The following is a 14,220-nucleotide window of genomic DNA, read 5'->3' as shown; positions in this document are numbered from 1 at the left end:
GAGAGAACGACTGACTCGAAAAAGGGTGTGGAGACTGTGACAGCATTAAACAGCCTGGTGCGGGTGCATCAGTGGGAGCTTGACGAGAAGCGGCAGAAACTCGCCGATATGGAGCGGCTGCTCGATAAATTGCAAAATGACCTGATGCAGATCGAACAGGCATACGAGTCGGAGAAGAAGATCGCGACGACGTCACCCGAGGCGGCTGCGGCTTTCCCCAACTATGCCGATGCGGTCAAGCTGCGGCGTAAGCGCATCCAGGATTCCATGCAGGTGCTCAGCGTGTCGATTGAAGACGCTCGCGAAGAAGTGCGCGCGTCTTTCCAGGAACTCAAAAAGTATCAGACGGCCGAGAGCAACGAACTGCGGCGCGAGAAGGCTAAACGCGCGAAACGCGAGCAGCAGGCGTTGGACGAAGTGGGACTGAACCTCTATCGTCGACGAACGGCGCGGCGGGCTTAACCTGCCAGTCCGGGGAGATTCCTGCGGATCAATCTCTCTTTAAGTTTCAGTGACTATGTTTAGTTAACATCATGAAGTGCCGGACGGAATTTCGAAACTGGGTTTCAGAACGACAGGCTTTCCAATGACCGGCTTTCGGCGGCGATCGGACAACGGTGGTGAAAATGGATAAAGGCTGCATTCTCGTAACGGGTGGCGCCGGTTTTATCGGCAGCAACTTTGTTCATCTTGCCTTGAGTGAGGGATACCGGGTCGTGAACCTGGACGCCCTGACCTACGCGGGCGGCTCTTTCGTTCTCAATGACTTGCTGCGTCATCCGGAGCACCGATTCGTGAATGACCGGATCGAGAACCGCGAGGTTGTCGATATCATTCTGCGCCAGCACGCCCCCTCAGCCATCATCAACTTCGCGGCGGAAACCCATGTCGACCGCTCGATCGACAACCCGGGGATCTTCGTTCAAAGCAACGTTGTCGGTGTTCAAAATCTGCTGGATGCGGCCGTGCGGTATCAGGCCGGGCTGGCGGATCACGAAAGCCGCAGTTTCCGGTTTCTGCAGATCTCGACCGATGAGGTATTCGGCTCGATCGACGGCGCTGCCGCGACGGAGGAGAGTCCCTACCAGCCGAACTCGCCTTATTCCGCGAGCAAGGCCGCGGCTGACCATCTTGTGCGGGCGTACCACACCACCTACGGCCTGCCGAGTTTGATCACGGTTGCCACGAACAACTATGGTCCGATGCAGTTTCCCGAAAAGCTGATTCCCCTGATGATCCTGAAGGCGGTGCGCGAACTGCCGCTGCCGGTCTACGGCGATGGCGGGAACGTGCGTGACTGGCTCTATGTCAAGGATCACTGCCGCGCCGTGCTCGCGGTGCTCGAGGCCGGACAGCCGGGCGGGACATATAACGTTGCCGGCGGCAATCAGGCTTCCAACCTCGATGTGGTGCGCAAGATCTGCCGCTCGCTGGACCGCCGAAAGGTCATGACCGGCGGCGGGTCCCATGAAGAACTGATTTCCTTTGTCACCGACCGGCCCGGCCACGACCGACGCTATGCTTTGGATGCCATGAAGCTGATGACGAAGCTGGACTGGAAACCAGAGGCCGATTTTGAAACCGCCCTGGAAGAAACCATCGACTGGTACCTCGACACACCCGACTTCTGGAAGCCGATTATCGGCAGCAGCTACGATGGCCATCGTCTCGGTCTCGGCAAGCCGGAACTCGTGGAGCTAACGCCTGCGCGTGCCGCCACCGGGTAACGAAAGCCCGAAAGGGCCTCAGATCATAAGATCGGGCGAGTCCGTCAGCCCGGCACTTTCGATCGTCTTGGAACGCCAGTCGCCCGACGCCTCAAAGACGATCTGACCGGCGAGTCCCAGGCTGTGATTGCTTTCGTTGAAGATCCTGATGATTTCGTCACGCATGCTTTGCGGGAAGGGGCTGCGGGTCCTGAGGATCAGATCGAACAGCTTTGAGCGGATCAGGCCATCAAGCTGCAGATCGCCCGTTTTCGTTAATTCGATTTCCAGAACGAAACGGGTCGTATCCGCTCCCGATTGCTCCTGGCCGTCGCCTTCGCCGTCTTCCTGGTCACGGCGGATGAAAAGACGCAGTTGACGGATCTGCTGATCGTCGAGAAACGGCAGGATGAGTGTCCGCCATTCGCCGCCGGCCGCGTCCGAGATCCGCCCCGCCTGCGCGAGATCCTGATCCAGTTTGCCGACCAGGTCGCGATGGCCCTCGCGTTGCATCTGATCCACCGTCGCGCGGCCCAGCCAGCCGTTGAGCTGCCCCGTGTTGAGCGCGGAGAGAAGAAAGAGCATGTTGGAGCTCAGGGCCGCGCCGGCAGTGGGCACGCGGCTCATGATCTTGGATGCCAGGGAACTGGAGAGAGCATTCGCTTCGCCCTGGCGCGCGATCACGTCCAGGCTCGGCCAGGCGAAGTTTGAGCCTTGAAGGGGGTGCGCGAGCGGATTGAGCGGTGCGGCGGATCCGGCGGTTGCTTGGGGAAGGCTGCTGCTCAGAATTTGAATCTGAACTTTGGTGCCCAGGGGTAACTGAACACCGTTTTCCAGGGACAGGATGCCGAACGGGGTTTGCAGGACGGGGCGTCCTTTGGCCGCCGAGGCGATGACAGTGCCCGAGAGGATCGGATCATTTGCCGTCACCGAAGCGCCGGTGGCCGCCGCCGGGCCTGCCGGTCCCGCCGCAGGGCCTTGCGCCGTCACGCCGGGCGCCGTTGCGCTTGCGGGCGTTGCCGTGGTCGTCGCTGTCGGGTTCGCCTGGACGCCGGCCGCGCCGCCATTGATCGCGGTCAACTGAACCTGAAACTGGGCGCCGGCGGTGAGTTGCCGGAGGACGGCGGGAATCTGCAGGCTCGCCGCGGCGGCATTGCCCGGCGGGGCCGCGCCGGGGACAGGACTGCTGCCCGGAGCGTTGCCCGGAGCGTTGCCGCCCTGCAGGGTGTTTCCGGCCGCAGGGGCCGGTGACGGGTTGCCTCTGGATTGGAGCGTCGCCAGCAGGATCTGGTTCGGCAGGCGCACCGCCGCGTCGGCAAGGGCCTTCGCGGCTGCATCCGGAAGGTTTGCCGCGATCTCGGGTTTGACGATCTGCAACTGAACCTGGCCGCCGTCGCGGATCTGCAGCGCGACCTTGGTGCCGCTCGCAAGGGCCAGTTTTGAGTCCAGTTCAAAGCTGCCGTACCTGGTCATGATTTTGAGCAGCGCGGACTCTTCCGCCGTCGCCACTGTGCCGGACAGCACGGTGCCGCCGGGGAGCGTCGAGAGCGGTTCCGGGGCCTTGACGATCGGAATCTGGACGGGCTGGGTTGCCGCGGGGGACGTGGCTGCGGCGCCGGTAGCGGGCGGCACGGGCGTGACCGTGCCGGAGGAGGAGGCCGTCTGGCTGGGCGCCGCCGTGCCCGAGGGCTGTGACGGAGGGGGAGAGGGTGAGACGCTTCTCATGGACCGTTGATCAGGCGACGGGCCAGGGCTTCGATATCCTCGGCCGCTTTAGAGTTGGGATGCCGGGTCAGCAGGGGCGTCTGGTGCCGGATGCTCTCCTTGACCGAACTGTCGCGCCGGATGATACCGGCCAGCGGCGGGGTGAACTTCAGGAAGGACTCACAGGCCTTGCGGATCGTTCCGTAGGTTCGCTGGCCCTCGCTGACGCTGTCCGCCATATTGACGACCACGCGCAGGTCCATACCGGGGAACTGCTGGTGCGTCAGTTTGATGAAGGCATAGGCGTCGGTCAGGGACGTCGGCTCGTCATTGGTGACCACAAGACAGGTGCCGGCGAGGTTGGCGAACTGACGGACGGTGCGCTCTATCCCCGCGCCCAGATCCAGAATGACGTAGCCATAGTTGTTTGACAGCACGACGAGATCTGAAATCAGGCCGCCCAGCCGGTTATTGGGCAGGTTGGCCAGATTGCCGGAGCCGGAACGCCCCGCGATCACGTCGAAGCCACCGATATCATAGCGCACCTTGGCGGCTTCCAGCGCGTAGCGTCCGGCGATCACGCCGCCCAAATCCCGTTCCGGGGCCAGGTCAAGCTGAATGTCCACGTTCGCAAGGCCGAGATCGCCGTCAAAAAGCATCGTCGCCTTGCCCGCATTTGCCAGCGCCTGGGAGAGGGACACCGACAGCCAGGTCTTTCCCACGCCGCCCTTGCCGGAGGCGACGGCGACGATGTTTGCGGATGACTTTCCGTTATCGGCAAGTGCGTTCGATACTTCCATTATCACAGTGTTCCCAAAACGAGCGACAGATGCTCTTGCGTGTTCGTGGCGGGTTGAAGCAGGCGGGCCATGGAGACCGGATTGATCGGGGCAAGTCCGTTGCCGATCTGGGCGGAGATGCCGACACCCATCAGGCTGAAGCGGCCGGCATGGGCGGCACAGAGCAGCCCGCCGTAGCGGCGGCTGGAATCGAGCCGGGTCATGATCAGGTGGCGGGTTCCGGCGTCCCGGAAGGCGAGGGCGCACTCGGCCTGTTCGTAGCAGTCTCCACCCGAGGGCAGAACCAGGATGGTCTGCGCGCCAACCTTGTCGGCGGTCTCGCGCAGTTCCTGCAATGCGGCTTCGTCGTAGGGCGATACCCCCGGAGTATCGATCACGATCAAGGGGTCTTTCGACGAGGCCGCGATCACCGCCGAGAGCGCCGTCGCCGTGTCGGCCCGCTGCAGCGGAACCTCGAGGGCTGCCGCAAAGGTCTCGGCCTGGGACATGCCGCCGGCTTTCTCTGCGTCCATGGTGATCAGACTGGCGTCCTGTCCGGCCAGGCGGGCCAGCGCGCAGAGCTTCGCGGCTGTTGCCGTCTTGCCCGACCCGCTCGGGCCGATGATCATCACCGGGTGCTTGCTGGCGGCCGTGGGCAGGGGGGCGAAGTCGAAGGCACCGTCCAGAACGCCCGCAAGGGCCATGACGTTGTCCTCGGCGTTCAATCCCGACGCATTGCTCAGGAGGCGGTTGGCGAGCGGGGCTGGAACCTGGTGGTAATCGAGCACCTCCGACAGGCCGTCGACGGTTTCGATCAGGTTCTCTGGCTCCTGCAGATCGAGTTCGTCGTCCAGATCGCTGTCCAGGGCCGCCATGACCTTGACGCCGAGCGCGCCGCCCAGCTCCTGGGTGGAGAGGATGACGGCATCCAGGCCCAGTTCCTCGCGGACCTGATGCATGGCATCGGGCAGCGTTTCCGCGGTGAAGCTTCTAAGCCGCATGGGACCTATCGCCTCCCCGGGATCCGCGCGGGCCGGCGCTCTGCCCCGGCTGTATCGTACACTTCCAAATCACACTCAATAAACTCAATCTAGAGTTGGCAAAAACTGGCTATAGCTGGCCAAGGGTTTTGATCTTGGCCCTGGGGTGAACTTCGTTTTGGGAAAGCACCACGGTCGAGGGCCGGAAACGTTCGACGATCGAACGCACGTAGGGGCGGATACCCGGGCTGGTCATGAGCACCGGGGTTTCGCCCATCATGGCGTGCTGCTCGAAGGTCTTGCGGACTTCTGCGATGAACTCCTGCAGTTTCGAGGGGGCCATGGAAAGCTGACGTTCCTCGCCGTCGCCGATGATGGCTTCCGCGAAGGCCTGTTCCCAGTTCGGTGTCATGGTGACCATGGGAATGAAGCCGGCTTCGTTGATCTGCGCGTTGGAAATCTGCCGGGCAAGCCGCGCACGGACATGCTCGGTAATCGCCGTGACGTTGCGGGTGTAGCCGCAAGCCTCGGAGACGCCTTCCAGGATGGTCGGCAGGTCGCGGATCGAGACCCGCTCGTTCAGCAGGTTCTGCAAGACCCGTTGTACGCCGCCGACCGAGATTTGCGCCGGTATCAGATCCGCGATCAGCTTCTGCTGATCGGAATCCAGTTCGTCCATCAGCTTTTGCGTCTCGGCGTAGGACAAGAGCTCGGCGACGTTGTCCTTGACCACTTCGGTCAAATGGGTGGTGACCACGGTTGGCGGATCCACCACGGTGTAGCCCCGGAAGAGCGCTTCTTCGCGACTGGCTTCGTCGACCCACTTTGCGGGCAAACCGAAGGTCGGCTCGATGGTGTCCTCGCCGGGCAGGGAGATCTTTTCACCGCGCGGGTCCATGATCAGCAGCATGTTCGGCCGCAGCTCGCCGCTGCCTGCCTCGATCTCCTTGACCCGGATGATGTAGTTGTTGGCCGGCAGCTGCAGATTGTCCTGGATACGCACCGACGGCAGGATAAAGCCCAGGTCCTGAGCCATCTGCCGCCGCAGGGCCTTGATCTGATCGGTCAGGCGCTGTCCGCCCTGGCCGTTGATCAGGGGCAGCAGACCATAGCCCAGTTCCAGGCGCAGGTTGTCGATCTGCAGGGAGTTCGAGATCGGGTCTTCCGCAACCGGCACGGCCTGGGCTTCGGCCTGCTTGGCCGCTTCCGCGTCCTGTTCGGCTGTGTCGATCCTCCGGTTGGATTTCCAGGCCAGGCCGCCGGTGACCGCCGCGATCATCAGGAAGGGGACGGCGGGGATGCCGGGCAGCAGGGCAAGGGCGACCATCAGGAAGGAGGAGAGCCCCAGTGCGCGGGGATAGCCGCCGAGCTGTCCGAACACCGCCTGGTCCGCGGAGCCGGTCTGGGTCGTCTGCGAGACCAGGATACCCGCGGCGGTCGAGACGATGATCGCGGGGATCTGACTGACCAGGCCGTCGCCCACGGTCAGCATGGTGTAAGCTTCCGCCGCTTCACCGAAGGAAAGATCCATCTGCGCGACGCCGATGATGATGCCGCCGATGACGTTGATGAAGGTGATCAGCAGACCGGCGATGGCGTCGCCGCGCACGAATTTCGCGGCACCGTCCATGGAGCCGAAGAAGTTGCTCTCGTCCTCCAGGGTCTTGCGCCGGTCGCGCGCCGCCTGCTCGTCGATCAGACCCGCCGAAAGGTCGGCGTCGATGGCCATCTGTTTACCCGGCATGGCATCCAGGCTGAAGCGGGCCGAGACCTCGGCGATACGTCCGGAACCCTTGGTGATGACGATGAAGTTCACGATCACCAGGATCGAAAAGACAATGATCCCGATCACGAAATTGCCGCTCATGACGAAGCCGCCGAAGGCCTCGATGACCTTACCGGCGGCGGCGGTGCCCTCGTGGCCGTTGGCCAGGATCAGTCGCGTCGAGGCCAGATTGAGCGACAGCCGGAGCATGGTCGCGATCAGCAGCACGGTCGGAAAGGAGCTGAAATCCAGCGGCCGGCTGATGAAGAGGGCGGTCATGAGGATCAGCACGGAGAGAGTCATGGAAAGCGCAAGCGCGACGTCCAGCAGCCACGCCGGCATCGGCAGGATCAGGACGACCAGAATGCAGACGACGCCCAACGCCAGGGCAATGTCGCCGCGCTTTAAAAAATCCAGCGCGTTGTTGAATGACTCCCGCGAACCGCTTGCTTGGGGATCATCCGAAGTGCTGGTCTCGGACATAAACTAATCCAGTCGTGATACCGGGCCGCGAAGTACCGTCGGCCAATCGCTGTTGTCTTTTTTCGGGTCAGGCGGTCGTGCGTTCGGCTTCGCCGGGCATGGAAATCGGCAATCCCTTCTCGCCGTAGAGCTTCAGCTTGTTGCGCAGGGTCCGGATCGAAATGCCGAGAATGTTTGCGGCATGGGTGCGATTGCCGAGACAATGCTCCAGCGTGTCCAGGATCAGATCCCGTTCCACGTCCGCGACCGTGCGTCCGACCAGTTCGCTCGCGTCTCCTGTGCGCGCGGGTGAAGCCGCCGAACCCGCTGCCGCTGTGCCGTGAGAAGGCGCAGCCTGCGATGCCGGGCTTCCTTCCGGTGCGAGCATTTCGCCGGTCAGCATGATCGAGTTTTCGGTGACCCGGCCGTCCTGCGCCAGCAGCACCGCGCGATGCATGGTGTTCTCCAGCTCCCGCACGTTGCCGCGCCAGTGATGGTTCAAGAGGATCTGGCGGGCTTCCGGGGAAATTGGCGGAACCGGAACGCCGTTGGCTTCGGCATACTTTGCGATGAAGTGATCGGCCAGAATTTCGATGTCCCGGGGGCGCTCGCGCAGCGCCGGCAGCGCGATGTTGACGACGTTCAGACGGAAGTAGAGATCCTCCCGGAAGTTGCCCTGCCGGACTTCGTCTTCCAGGTTCCGGTTCGACGTCGCCAGCAGGCGGATATCGACCTTGATCGGCTGGCTGCCGCCAACCCGGTCGATCTCACGTTCCTGGACGGCGCGCAAGAGTTTGGCCTGCAGACGCGGATGCATTTCCGAGATCTCGTCCAGCAGCAGGGTGCCGCCGCTGGCTTCCTCGAACTTACCGATGCGGCGGCCGACTGCGCCGGTAAAGGCGCCTTTCTCATGGCCGAAGAGTTCGGACTCCAGCAGGTTTTCAGGAATGGCCGCGCAGTTGACCGAGATGAACTGGGCCTTGGAGCGGCGGGACTTGCTGTGCACGTAGCGCGCCATGATCTCTTTACCGGTGCCGGATTCACCGGTGATCAGCACGCTGGCTTCGGAGGGGGCGATTTGTTCGGCCAGCTTCAGGACGGCGTTCATGACCGGATCCTGGAACACCAGCGAGGTCGATTCCTCGGTGACGGCGGCCAGAACCGCAGCGATCAGCTCTGCGTCCGGGGGCAGGGGAATGTACTCTTTCGCGCCGGCTTTGATGGCCTCCACGGCGCGGGCCGGCGAGGTATCGATGCCGCAGGCGACGACCGGGATGGAGATCCGTTCCGCTTCAAGGCTGGCGCAAAGCTGAGCAATGTCCAGATCGACATCGACCATCAGCAGCTCCGAACCCTGGCCCGAGCGCAGAGCATCCAGGGCTGCATCAATATCGTCGACGTTGGCGACTTTCGCGCCTCGATCCAGGGCAATCTTGCCTGCGGTAACGATGTGACCCTCGAGTGATCCGACGATGAGGAGTCTCATATTTTTTCTCCAAGTCCCTTTTAATCGAAGTACTCCACCCGGCGCGCAGGTGGCAGAATCGTGTTGAGTTCAACTTCCAGACGGCGGGGGTTTTCCTGCCGGCTGATCGATGCGATGCCGATGGCGTAGATCTGGTTGATCATGCTTTCGGCTTCTGAATTTCGGTCGAGTTTGTTGGCCAGCGGCAGAAACAGCATGTTCGCCAGCACGGCCCCGTAAAAGGTGGTGAGCAGGGCGATTGCCATGGAAGGACCGATGGTCGAGGGGTCTTCCAGGTTGCCCAGCATCTGTACCAGGCCGACCAGAGTGCCGATCAGCCCCATGGCCGGAGCCACTTCCCCGGCGCGGCGCAAGACGCCTGCCGAACGGATGTGGCGCTGCCGGATGGCATCGGCTTCGCGCATCAGAATACTCTCGACCTGTTCCGGCGGCATGCCGTCGATGACCATCGCCGCGGCGCGGTAGAGGAATGGCATGGTCTTCAGGTCTTTGAGCGTGTTCTGGATCGCCAGGATCCCGTTCTTTCGGGCGTGGTCAGCCAGGGTCAGAACGTGGCGCGCGGCGTCGTCAGGCTCGACCACCTGATAGAGCACGGCCTGCAGCATCACGCGCTGGGCCTGCACGACCTCCGTGATCGAGAAGGATACGGATGACACCAGGAAGGTTCCGCCCAAGACGATCAGCATGGCGGGAATGTCGATAAAGGAACCTGGAGAGCCGCCCAGGGTCATGGCCGCGCCGATGACGACGAAGGCGCCGATAGCCCCGACGAGAGTCGCGAAATCGAGCGTCGGTCCGGCCGGTGCCTTGCGTTTTTTTGCAGGCCGGCGGGCCCTTGGCGGATTGGCTGCTACATTAGCCATGACGGACTCTTCTCGGCTGTGAACGCGCGTTCGGCTGTGGGTTCAGGTGGCGCATCGGGATCAATTGCGGTCCATTTTGATGATTTCCGTCATGGTCACACCCAGACGGTCTTCAACGACAACCACTTCGCCGCGCGCGACCAACCGGTTGTTGACGTAGATATCGATGGCCTCGCCGACTTTACGGTCGAGTTCCACCACGGCTCCCCGGCCGAGCTTGAGAAGCTGGCTGACCTGCATGTTGGCTTTGCCCAGGACAGCGGAAACCTGAACCGGAATGTCGTAAACCGCTTCCAGTTCCTTGGCATTGGTCGGCGGGCGGCCCGCGACCTCGGGAACCTCGCCTTCGTCGATAAGGGCAACCTGATCGGGCTGCGCCATATCCAGGTCGTCGAGCGTCAGTGTTTCAGAATCAGTCATGGCTAGGCTCCTGAGGGCCGGCGGCGGGGGCTGCCGGCTTTTGAAGGGTCTGCGGTGTGTTTTCAGTAACCGGCGGTTCGGCGACCGGCGTTTCGGTGACCGCTGCTGTATCCGGCGCTGTTGCTGTATCGGCCACCGGTGCAGTTTCGGCTACCGGTGCTGTGTCGGGTACAGGCGGCGTGGCCGGAACGGGCTGCGCCGGTGCGGTTGAGATGTTCCCGGCGCTCGAGCCGTCTTCCACGGTCGCCAGACCCATTTGTTCCATGGGCGATACCAGAGGCGGTGGCGTCTCAGCCGGTTCGGGCTGCGTTCCCCCGGGGGTTTTTACCTCGGGCTGATGCTGTGGCGGTGCTTCTGTTGCGGCCGCGGGGAGCGGAGGCGCCTGCTGAACCGCCGGCTGAACTTGAGGTGCCGACACCGGTTGCCGGGAGAGACTCTCCGCCGGCACCTTGAGAAAACGCCCCAGCACCTCGTCGATGTCGCGCCAGATCTCATCGGTTCTGCGTTCCGCGCCGCCGTCGGCCCACTCGACCCGAACGTCGCTGTCGCCGAGATCGTCGGTCGCGAGGAACACGACTTTCCCCTCGAAACCCTCGGCCTTGACCAAGGCGTCAATTCTCGATTTGACCGGTTCCAGCATCGGCTCGGACACCCGTACCACAAGGCGGGGTTCGTCCTGGGCGCGCTCGAGGCATTCCGAGACCACGGCCTCGATCTCCTTGAGAGCGGCCGATTTCTCCAACGAGGGCACAAGCTTGCGCAGGATCGTCGAGGCCGCTTTCAAGGCTTCTTCTGCGACCGTCTCATGCATCCGTGGCTGCTCCGACAGCAGCTCGCCGACACGGCCGGTCAGGTTCAGCAGCAGGGTCTGCGTGGTTTGCTCGATCCCGGTAAAGGCCTCGGTACGGCCTTCTTCCCGGCCCAGAGCAAGACCTTCCTGCCGTCCCTCGGCCCGGGCCTGCTCCAGGTCCGCTTCCGAGATTTCCGGCTCGACAACTTCCGGCTCCGGCGGCGGGGCCGAAGCTGCAGCCTGGGCCTCGGCCTGCCGCTCTGTTGTGAGCGGGGCTTCGAAGGCATCGTTGAAGAGGAATTTTTGTCCTGCTGACATCCGGTGGCGCCCCGATTAATAGACCAACTCGTCGTCGCCCTTTGAGTCGGCGATAACGATTTCGTTCTTGGCGGCGAGGTCCTTGGCGATAGTGACCATGTACATCTGGGCTTCGTCGACATCGCGCAGGCGAACCGGTCCCATGGAGGCCATGTCCTCCTTGAGGATCTTGGCCGCGCGCTCGGACATGTTCGAGAAGAAGAGGTCCCGGACCGTTTCCGATCCGCCCTTGAGGGCGAGGGCCATTTTGTCGTTTTCAACATTGCTCATGAGGGTCTGAACGCCACCCGGATCCAGCTTGCCGAGATCCTCGAAGGTGAACATCAGGGCTTTGATTCGCTCAGCGGAATCGCGGTTGCGTTCTTCCAGGGCCGTGATGAAGCGGGACTCCATGTTGCGGTCCAGGAAGTTGAAAATATCCGCCATGAGCTCGTGGGAATCGCGCCGGTTGGTGCGGGCGAGGTTCGACATGAACTCGTTGCGCAGGGTCCGCTCGACGTCGTCCAGGATTTCCTTTTGCACCGATTCCATGCGCAGCATCCGCATGATGACCTCCATGGCGAAGGGCTCGGGCAGCAGGCTCAGGACGCGCGAGGCGTGCTCCGGTTTGATCTTCGACAGGATGACGGCAACGGTCTGCGGGTATTCGTTTTTCAGGTAGTTGGCCAGCACCTGCTCGTTCACGTTGGCGAGCTTCTCCCACATGGTGCGTCCGGCGGGACCGCGGATCTCCTCCATGATCGAGCTCACGCGGTCCTTATCCAGAACCTTGTTCAGCAGGCGTTCCGTATTGTCGTAGTTGCCGATCACGGTCCCGGTGGTCGAGATCTGGTCGGCGAAATCCATCAGCAGGCGTTCGATGATTTCGGAGCTCACCGTGCCCAGGCTCGCCATGACCTGCGAGATCTCGCGGATCTCGTCGTCTTCCATGATCGAGAAAAGGCGCGCGGCGTTCTCGTCGCCGACGGTCATAACCAGCAGAGCGGCCTTCTCCGGGCCCGTCATAGTGCGGTAATCGTCACGCATTGCTTCTGTGCTCGTTCATCGTTGTCGTTCGTTTTTCAGTTACGTCTGGTGCAGCCAGGCGCGCAGGATGTTGACGGCCTCGTCCGGATGCTTTTCGACGATCTCACCGATCTTGCGGACGGAGGAGGCGCGGACACGGCCCTCGACCTTGTTGATGTCGATCATCTGTTCGATCTCTTCGGCAACCGTCGGGCCGTCCTCGCCGCCGCCGCCGTCGCCGACGCGGCGGGCGACCGTGGTCGTCGTGCCGTCCGGGTTGGTGATCAGCATCGGGCCGCTCTCGGTCGCGCCCGCGATCGCGCCGCCGCCGGGGCCGGCAATCGCGTACTGCATACCCTCGGGACCGCGCAGCAGACCGGTTTCCGGATCGATCGTGCCGGCCTCGAAATCACCGTCCAGTACACGGGCGATGAGGGGGCGCACGACCAGCAGCAGCACGAGGATGGCAACGACGCCCAGGACCAGAAGCTCGACGAAGCGCATCAGTTCGGCCTTTTCGAAACCGAAGATGGTGTCGTCGGCCTGCAGGCCCGCATCGATACCGGTAAAGCGCAGATTGACGATCTCCAGGGTGTCGCCGCGCTCTTCGTCGTAGCCCACCGCCGCGCGCACGAGCGCCGCGAGCTGGGCCATTTCTTCTTCGCTGCGTGGTTCGTAGACCGTCTCGCCGTCTTCGCCGACCGAGGTCAGGCCGTTGACCGAAACCGCGACCGACAGGCGCCGGACCAGACCGGTTTCCCGCACCGCCGTCTTGACCGTGCGCGAGATCTCGTAGTTGACGGTTTCTTCGCTGCGTGAGGAGTTGGACTGACTGCCGCCGCCTTCGCCGAGCTGATCGAGATCGGCGTCGGGCAGGTTGTTGCCGACGGTAACGCCGGGGTCCTGTCCTTCGTTCGAACCCGCGTTTTCCTCTACGACCTGGGTGGAGCGCACGACCTGCCCGTCGGGGTCATAGGTTTCCGAATTCTCAGTGATGCGGTCGAAGTCCATTTCAGCCGAGATTTGCACGCGCACGTTGCCGGGGCCGACGGTGCGCTCCAGCATTTCCTCGACCGTGCGGATCAATCGGGTCTCGTGGGCGATCCGGCGCTCTTCCGCGGTGGTGGCAAGCTGCGTGGGGTCGTCATCGGACGCGCCGCGCGCCAGCAGAGTGCCTTTGTCGTCGATGATGGAAACCAGGGTGGGCTTGAGCCCCGGCACCGCCGCAGCCACAAGATGCTGAACCGCGGCAATCTGGTTGCGTTCCAGCCGGCCCGTGTTGCGCATGACCAGCACGATGGATGCGCTGGGTTCCTGCCGTTCGCGGCTGAAAAGCTCGCGCTGCGGCATGACCAGATGCACGCGCGCCTGCTTCACATTGGCGATGGATTTGATGGTCCGGGCCAGTTCGCCTTCCAGGGCGCGCAAATGGTTGATGTTCTGAACGAAGTTTGTGGTGCCAAAGCCTTCGGAACGGTCGAAAATCTCGTAACCGATGGAACCGCCGCTGGGCAGGCCTTCCTGCGCCATCTGAAGGCGCACGCGCGCCACCTGGTCTTCCGAAACCATCAGGCGGGAGCCGTTGCCCTCGATGCGGTAGGGGACGTTGAGTTCTTCCAGGCGCGCCACGATCTGTCCGCTGTCCTGATTGTCCAGCTCGGCATAAAGCAGGGACATGTCCGGCGTTGCCAGGCGGCTCGTGAGGTAGACAAAGAATGCCAGAACGCCCGCGGCGACGGCTGCCATGATCCCCAAACGGATGGGGCCAAGACTGCGGAAGGTGTCGACGATTGTTGAGTTCACGCTGCGATGAATCCTGCCTGGAGGGGTACTGATTTTTCAGGCTCCTGGAGACCGCGCAGATGTCCTTGCCTGTTTAAGAGAGGCTAAGGCGTTTGGGTAAATAGGGCGTTAACGGTGAGGCAATTATTGCCTAGCTTTG

The 14,220-nt window shown here is 62.7% G+C and carries 12 protein-coding genes; 2 read left to right on the top strand and 10 right to left on the bottom strand.

Annotated elements, in window-relative coordinates; translation table 11 throughout:
* Positions 1 to 36 precede the first annotated feature (36 nt).
* Both FKG95_RS26310 and rfbB read left to right on the top strand, forming a co-directional pair.
* Positions 37 to 462, top strand: a complete 426-nt coding sequence (locus tag FKG95_RS26310) for a flagellar FliJ family protein (protein ID WP_142899442.1) — start codon at positions 37 to 39, stop codon at positions 460 to 462.
* A 164-nt stretch (positions 463 to 626) separates the two neighbouring features.
* Positions 627 to 1,727 carry a dTDP-glucose 4,6-dehydratase gene (gene rfbB, locus FKG95_RS26305; protein WP_142899508.1) on the top strand — a complete coding sequence of 367 codons (1,101 nt, stop codon included), beginning with the start codon at positions 627 to 629 and terminating at the stop codon, positions 1,725 to 1,727.
* An 18-nt stretch (positions 1,728 to 1,745) separates the two neighbouring features.
* Here rfbB and FKG95_RS26300 read toward each other — a convergent pair whose 3' ends face one another.
* The 10 genes from FKG95_RS26300 to fliF all read right to left on the bottom strand — a co-directional run bounded on the left by FKG95_RS26300 (position 1,746) and on the right by fliF (position 14,081).
* Positions 1,746 to 3,431, bottom strand: coding sequence for a hypothetical protein (locus FKG95_RS26300; RefSeq protein WP_142899441.1), 1,686 nt, complete (start codon positions 3,429 to 3,431; stop codon positions 1,746 to 1,748).
* A complete protein-coding gene (locus FKG95_RS26295; RefSeq protein WP_142899440.1) occupies positions 3,428 to 4,210 on the bottom strand; it encodes a MinD/ParA family protein in 783 nt (260 codons plus the stop codon). Before FKG95_RS26295 ends, FKG95_RS26300 begins: the two co-directional genes overlap by 4 nt.
* Positions 4,211 to 4,212: 2 nt before the next feature.
* Positions 4,213 to 5,190: a flagellar biosynthesis protein FlhF gene (locus tag FKG95_RS26290; protein WP_142899439.1), complete on the bottom strand. Its 978-nt coding sequence runs from the start codon at positions 5,188 to 5,190 to the stop codon at positions 4,213 to 4,215.
* A gap of 109 nt (positions 5,191 to 5,299) precedes the next feature.
* Positions 5,300 to 7,417: a flagellar biosynthesis protein FlhA gene (gene flhA / locus FKG95_RS26285; RefSeq protein ID WP_142899438.1), complete on the bottom strand. Its 2,118-nt coding sequence runs from the start codon at positions 7,415 to 7,417 to the stop codon at positions 5,300 to 5,302.
* A gap of 67 nt (positions 7,418 to 7,484) precedes the next feature.
* Positions 7,485 to 8,882: a sigma-54-dependent transcriptional regulator FlbD gene (flbD, locus tag FKG95_RS26280; RefSeq protein WP_142899437.1), complete on the bottom strand. Its 1,398-nt coding sequence runs from the start codon at positions 8,880 to 8,882 to the stop codon at positions 7,485 to 7,487.
* Between the two features lie 20 nt (positions 8,883 to 8,902).
* Complete coding sequence (locus FKG95_RS26275; protein ID WP_142899436.1) at positions 8,903 to 9,745, bottom strand: motility protein A; 843 nt, start codon at positions 9,743 to 9,745, stop codon at positions 8,903 to 8,905.
* Positions 9,746 to 9,805: 60 nt separating this feature from the next.
* Positions 9,806 to 10,165, bottom strand: coding sequence for a flagellar motor switch protein FliN (gene fliN / locus FKG95_RS26270; protein WP_142899435.1), 360 nt, complete (start codon positions 10,163 to 10,165; stop codon positions 9,806 to 9,808).
* Positions 10,158 to 11,273, bottom strand: a complete 1,116-nt coding sequence (locus FKG95_RS26265) for a FliH/SctL family protein (RefSeq protein ID WP_142899434.1) — start codon at positions 11,271 to 11,273, stop codon at positions 10,158 to 10,160. The genes fliN and FKG95_RS26265 overlap by 8 nt, the downstream gene beginning before the upstream one ends.
* Positions 11,274 to 11,288: 15 nt before the next feature.
* A complete protein-coding gene (fliG, locus tag FKG95_RS26260; protein ID WP_142899433.1) occupies positions 11,289 to 12,299 on the bottom strand; it encodes a flagellar motor switch protein FliG in 1,011 nt (336 codons plus the stop codon).
* Positions 12,300 to 12,338: 39 nt separating this feature from the next.
* Entirely contained in the window at positions 12,339 to 14,081 is a 1,743-nt protein-coding gene (fliF, locus tag FKG95_RS26255; RefSeq protein ID WP_142899432.1) for a flagellar basal-body MS-ring/collar protein FliF, read from the bottom strand.
* Positions 14,082 to 14,220 lie beyond the last annotated feature (139 nt).

The sequence above is a fragment of the Denitrobaculum tricleocarpae genome (assembly GCF_007004665.1).
In the GTDB taxonomy this organism is placed as follows: domain Bacteria; phylum Pseudomonadota; class Alphaproteobacteria; order Kiloniellales; family Kiloniellaceae; genus Denitrobaculum; species Denitrobaculum tricleocarpae.
This window is presented reverse-complemented; position numbering and strand designations above follow the sequence as displayed.